General features: G+C 60.3%; 4 protein-coding genes and 1 pseudogene (1 of these 5 only partly in view). 2 read left to right on the top strand and 3 right to left on the bottom strand.

All coding sequences use genetic code 11. From position 1 onward, the window contains the following. Positions 1-73: 73 nt before the first annotated feature. Positions 74-1,690: a peptide ABC transporter substrate-binding protein gene (locus VZP09_RS06665; RefSeq protein WP_328794969.1), complete on the bottom strand. Its 1,617-nt coding sequence runs from the start codon at positions 1,688-1,690 to the stop codon at positions 74-76. Continuing rightward, positions 1,687-1,803 carry a hypothetical protein gene (locus VZP09_RS06660; protein ID WP_004148146.1) on the bottom strand — a complete coding sequence of 39 codons (117 nt, stop codon included), beginning with the start codon at positions 1,801-1,803 and terminating at the stop codon, positions 1,687-1,689. Before VZP09_RS06660 ends, VZP09_RS06665 begins: the two co-directional genes overlap by 4 nt. Positions 1,804-1,875: 72 nt before the next feature. Here VZP09_RS06660 and mpaA point away from each other — a divergent pair, with 72 nt between their 5' ends. Further along, complete coding sequence (mpaA, locus tag VZP09_RS06655; protein ID WP_004152134.1) at positions 1,876-2,583, top strand: murein tripeptide amidase MpaA; 708 nt, start codon at positions 1,876-1,878, stop codon at positions 2,581-2,583. On the opposite strand, the gene ycjG is transcribed toward mpaA, so the two are convergent. Beyond that, on the bottom strand, positions 2,580-3,545 hold the full coding sequence (gene ycjG / locus VZP09_RS06650; RefSeq protein ID WP_004892699.1) for an L-Ala-D/L-Glu epimerase: 966 nt from the start codon (positions 3,543-3,545) through the stop codon (positions 2,580-2,582). The genes mpaA and ycjG overlap by 4 nt on opposite strands. 102 nt (positions 3,546-3,647) lie before the next feature. Here ycjG and tpx point away from each other — a divergent pair. Next, positions 3,648-3,704, top strand: a pseudogene (tpx, locus tag VZP09_RS06645) (thiol peroxidase) (it continues 446 nt past the right edge of the window).

The following is a 3,704-nucleotide window of genomic DNA, read 5'->3' as shown; positions in this document are numbered from 1 at the left end:
AACTGGCGCGGCAAGACGCGCCAGCTCGGGGATCAGCGATGGTTGCCTGACATTATCAGGCAACCAGTACCGGTTAGTGCTTCACGATATACATGGTACGGCTGTAGGCCACATCTTCCGGGTTGGTGATCGGGTAGCCTTTCAGCCACGGCTTAATCAATCGGCCGTTAGTGTACTGGTAGATCGGCGCGATCGGCGCTTTGACCATAATGATCTTTTCCGCCGCGTTGTAATCGTCGTTACGCGCTTTGGCCGAATTCTCTACCGCCGCCTGGGCGAGGATTTTGTCGTACGCCGGATCGTTAAAGCGCGAGATATTTCCGCTGTGGGTGGAGGTCAGCAGCGACAGGAAGGTGGACGGCTCGTTGTAGTCCCCTACCCACGAAGCGCGGATCACGTCGAAATTGCCGGTGTTACGGCTGTCGATATAGGTTTTCCACTCCTGGTTCTGCAGCTTCACTTCCACGCCGAGGTTTTTCTTCCACATCGACGCCACCGCGATGGCAATTTTCTGGTGGTTCTCAGAGGTGTTATACAGCAGCGTCAGCTTCAGCGGACGATTCGGGCCATAGCCCGCGGCAGCCAGCAGGGCTTTCGCCTGGGCATTAAGCTCAGCCTGACTCATGCTCTCAAAATGTGACGGCTGGGGGGTGAAGCCCGCCGTCACGTCCGGCGTGAAGCGCCAGGCCGGTTTTTCCCCGGTCCCCAGTACTTTCTCCGCCATCACCCGGCGATCGATGGTCATGCTCAGCGCCAGGCGTACCCGCTCATCCGCCGTCGGCCCCTTTTGGGTATTGAAAGCGTAATAGTAGGTACCCAGCTGCGGCGGGGTATACACCTGCCCCGGAATATCCTTCAGCAGTTTCTGGTACATATTTTTCGGGAAAGACTCGGTGATATCGATATCCCCTGCAAGATAGCGCTTGGTGGCGGCGGACTCCTGGTTAATCGGCACAAAGGTGACCTGCTGGATCACCGTTTTGGCGTTATCCCAGTAGTGCGTGTTCGGCACCACCACCAGCTTCTCATTGACCACACGGTCTTTCAGAACATAGGCGCCGTTGCCCACCAGGCTGCCGGGCCGCGTCCAGTTCGCCCCGCTGTCGACATTCGCCTTTTGCACCGGATAGAAGGCAAAGCTGGCGGTCAGGTTGCTGAACCACGGCAGTGGTTTATCCAGCTGCACCCGCAGGGTGTGGGCGTCGACGGCGGTGACTCCCAGGGTCTCCGGCGCGGCTTTGCCGTCAATAATGTTCTGCGCGTTAGCGATCCCCGCCAGCGCCGCGAACCAGGCGAACGGCGAAGTGGTTTTCGGATCCACCAGACGCTGCCAGCTATAGACGAAATCTTCGGCAGTAACCGGCGTGCCGTCGGACCAGCGGGCATTATCACGCAGGGTAAAGGTCCAGACGCGGTTATCGTTGCTCTGCCAGCGGGTCGCTACGCCTGGAACCAGGTTGCCTTTCGCATCCTGATTGACTAAACCTTCAAACAGATCGCGGATCACCTGGATTTCCGGCAGGCCCACCGCTTTGGCGGGATCTAACGAGGCGGGTTCATCTTTGATATGGCGCACTAACAGCTGTTTTTCCGCCAGTACCGTGCCCGGCGGTACGTCAGCCGCCCAGGCCAGAGAAGATACGCTGGCTAACCACAGCGCGCCGCATGTCAAAGCGACAGGATACTTCATAAGATCCCCTTTAAAATGAAAAAAATACCGCCAACAGAGCGATAATTATTTGTTTCATCACCTGAAATTGCAAACGACATATGATAGAAAATTGATGTGCCGTCGGATTTCACGCCTCAGGGAATGGGTTTGATCCCGATACGCTTTTCGCCAACACTAAATAATAACGACACACAGGAAGCCCTATGTCTATTTCACGTCCTCGCCCGCAGCGCGGCGACTTTCCGCCGGGAACCCGGCAGTATGGCAGCTCGGAACTGGGCGCGCCGCTGCTGTGGTTTCCTGCGCCGCAGGCCGACAGCCGTAGCGGGCTGATTATTGCCGGTACCCACGGTGATGAGAATTCGTCGATTGTGACCCTCTCCTGCGCCCTGCGCACCCTGAAACCCGAGCTGCGCCGCCACCACGTGGTGCTGACGGTCAATCCTGACGGCTGTCAGCTCGGGCTGCGCGCCAATGCCCGCGGCGTTGACCTCAACCGTAACTTTCCGGCAGCCAACTGGAAGCAAGGGGAAACGGTTTACCGCTGGAATAGCGCGGCGGCGGAGCGCGACGTGGTGCTGTTGACCGGTGAGCAGCCGGGTTCGGAACGGGAGACCGAGGCCCTGTGTCAGTTGATCCATCAGATTCATCCGGCGTGGGTGGTCTCCTTTCACGATCCGCTGGCCTGTATCGAAGATCCGGGCCACAGCCCGCTGGGTCGCTGGCTGGCCGACGCCTTCTCCCTGCCGCTGGTGGGCAGCGTGGGCTACGACACGCCGGGCTCCTTTGGCAGCTGGTGCGCCGATATCGGACTCCCCTGCATCACCGCCGAGTTCCCGCCGGTCTCCGCCGACGAGGCAACGGAGCGTTACCTGCCGGCGATGACCGATCTGCTGCGCTGGCAGGCTTAAAGATGAAGCACGCCGGTGCTGAACCGCAGCGCCGGCTCAACGTCCACCGCCAGCCATGTCGGGCCGTCGAGGTCAGCGAAGCGCGCCAGCGGCGCCAGAGGGAGCGCGGCGGCGATCCCGCGCGAGGTGCAGAGCATACAGCCCAGCATCCGTTCAAATTCCTGCCGTTCCGCCTCCCCGGCCAGAGCCAGCGCTTCGGTCAGGCCGCCCGTTTTATCCAGTTTGATATTGATCATCTCATAGCGCCCGCGCAGCCGCGGCAGGCTCTCCCGGGTGTGGCAGCTCTCGTCGGCGCAAATCGGCAGCGGATGAACGAAGTTTTCCAGCGCCGAGTCGTCGTCGGCGGGGAGNGGCTGCTCAAGCATCGCCACACCGAGGTCCGCCAGCAGCTGACAGCGCGCCGCCAGCCCCTCGCTGTGCCAGGATTCATTGGCATCAACAATCAGCGTAGCCTCCGGCGCCGCCTGGCGGATAGCGATTAGCCGCTCGCTGATCAGTCGATCATCGAGCTTCACCTTCAACAGCTGGGCCCCTGCCTGCCACAGCGCCGCGGCGCTGGCCGCCATCTGATCCGGCGTGCCAATGACCACCGTCTGGGCGGTAATCACCCGGTTAGGCAACGCCACGCCCAACAACTGGGCCAAGGTTTTGCCTTCGCGCCGGGCCTGCAGATCCCATAGCGCGCAGTCAATGGCATTGCGGGCGGCGCCTGCCGGCAGCAGCCGCTGCAGCTGTTCGCGAGTAAGCCCCGCCTCCAGTTGCTCGCCGATCGCCATCACCTGGGCCATGACCGAGGCGATGCTCTCGCCATAGCGGGGATACGGTGTGCATTCGCCTACCCCTTTCACGCCGTCCTCTTCCAGTTCCACTACCACCACTTTTGCCTCGCTGCGGCTACCACGGGCGATCACAAAAGGGGTATGGAGCGGCCAGGCTTCCTCATACACTCGCACGTTACGCATTCCCTTGTCCTCTCTGGTAAATGTTAAATAGGGTTTGCCGTGTAGCTGGCGGATGTCATACACTACTCGCGACGTTAACTATATGTAAACAGGAAGATAACCATGTCACAAACCGTGCATTTCCAGGGCAACCCCGTTTCTGTTCAGGGCACCATTCCG

Source organism: Klebsiella sp. EMBS2024 (assembly GCF_036233805.1).
GTDB lineage: Bacteria > Pseudomonadota > Gammaproteobacteria > Enterobacterales > Enterobacteriaceae > Klebsiella > Klebsiella pneumoniae.
Note: the sequence above shows the minus strand (reverse complement) of the source record. Positions and strands in the feature narration are given on the sequence as shown.